This is a genomic window from Mesorhizobium sp. M7A.F.Ca.US.014.04.1.1, assembly GCF_003998745.1.
GTDB classification, from domain to species: Bacteria; Pseudomonadota; Alphaproteobacteria; order Rhizobiales; family Rhizobiaceae; genus Mesorhizobium; species Mesorhizobium ciceri.
The window spans coordinates 1-1,919 of the sequence record NZ_RZRW01000821.1 but is presented as its reverse complement, the minus strand read 5'-3'; the positions used below and the strand labels follow the sequence as shown (position 1 = coordinate 1,919).

At 60.7% G+C, this 1,919-nt stretch carries 1 pseudogene; it reads left to right on the top strand.

The features are described 5' to 3' along the window. Positions 1-1,919, top strand: a pseudogene (locus EOA22_RS31915) (autotransporter); the annotation flags it as partial.

Below are 1,919 nucleotides of genomic sequence, written 5' to 3'. Positions count from 1 at the left end.
GGATACAAGGGGCAAGCCAACGACTCGTCGACAGTCATCGTCAACGATTATGACGGAAACGGCGATGACATTGTTAGCATCTTTGGCGGTATCCTGGACAACAGCACGCCTACCCCCGTCATAAGTGGCCTGCCGCCGGTAACGTCATCGGCAACGACATCCTTGCAGTCGGCAGAGGGGACCCTCGAACTCTTTGGCGGCAACGACCGGTTCGAGATGTCCTATGGGGATTTGTCGGGCGATCCGTTCGCCCCAAATGTCGACGCCAATCTGGACGCCGGGGCGGGCGATGACACCGTTATCATCCAGGCCGGCAGCATCCACGACATCGATCTTGGAGATGGTGTCGACAGTGTCGTGATATCCGGCAGCGGCACACAGGTCGGCAATGTGACCGGTGGCATCGGTGACGACCTGATATCGGTCGGTATCCTCGAGGTCGAGGAAGGCGTTTTTTTCAGCGAGCCAATCGTCGGTATCATCTCTGGGGGTGAGGGCGGTGATACCATTACCATAGGGGGAGGCAACGTCGAGGCCGTGGATGCCGGGGCCGGCGACGACCAGGTCAGCATCGGCGGCAATACCGCAATCGAATTGGATATCGATGGAGAGGCCGGCAACGACACAATAACGGTCAGTGGCAACGCCACCATAGGCGGCAGCATTTTCGGCAACGATGGCAACGACACCGTCAACATCGACGGTGGAACCGTCGGCACAACCATATCGCCGGGCATCGTTGATCTTGCGGGCGGCGCCGACATTTTCAACATGACCGCGGGCCATGTGACCGGCTCGGTGTTCGGCGAAGGCGGCGGCAACACCTATACCGTCAGCGGCGGCACGGTCGACGGCTCGATCTATGCCGGCAGCCAGGACGACAGCGTATCGATCTCGGGCAACGCCAGTGTCGGCATCGACCCAGGTGAGGGTGGGGAGGGCACGGATTCTGTCGGGCTGGAGGATGGTGACGACACCTTCGACATGACCGGCGGCACTCTTGCGGGTGCGGTAAGCGGTGGTGCCGGCAATGATGTTATTACGCTGCGCGGCGGCACCATAAACAGTTTTCTGGAAGGCAACGACGGCAACGATCAGATATTGGTCTCCGGCGGCGTGCTTGCAGGAGAGGTCACCGGCGATGTCGGTGACGATCTGATTGTCATCAGCGGCGGCGCCATCGGATCCAGCGTTTCCGGCGGCGCCGGCTTCGACAATGTCTCGGTCACCGGCGGTACCATCACGGGCGGCATAGACGCCGAGCATGTCCATCTTTCGGGCGGCACGATCGGCGGTAACATTACCGGTCTTGGACCCGACACGCTCGTGATCGACGGCATCGGTGCGGTTGACCCACTCAGTTTGAGCGATGGCGTTCTGTTCAGCGGCACGGGCGCCAACGGCACCATCACCGGCACCAATCTCGCTGCCGGCGGCAAGAGCCAGAACTTTACCGGCTTCGACAATTTTTCCTCCGACAATTCCACGCTGCGCTTCAACGGCGGCATACAAGGCATCAACCACCTCAACCTGGGCAGTGGCTCGACGCTGTTCATCAACGGCAACGTCACCATGCCGGGTTCGATCATCGCGACGAATTCGCTGATCGACATGACGAATGGTGTCGCTGGCGATGTGTTGACGCTAGGCGGCCTCACCCTCAACGGTGCCAGCATCGGCCTCGACATCAACCAGCAGACATCTCAGTCGGATCAGCTCATTGCCGATGCGTTTTCGGCAACCGGCGCCAATACCATCATCGTCAACCTGCTCGGCACGCCGCAATTTGCCGAGCCGACCGACATACCGCTCATTGTTTCGGCCAACGGCCCGGTCACCGGGACGTTCAGCGTCGCAGGCGTGCCCGGCACACCGGGTTCGCTTTTCACCTATGCGATCGTCACAGGCCCGAATGGCAG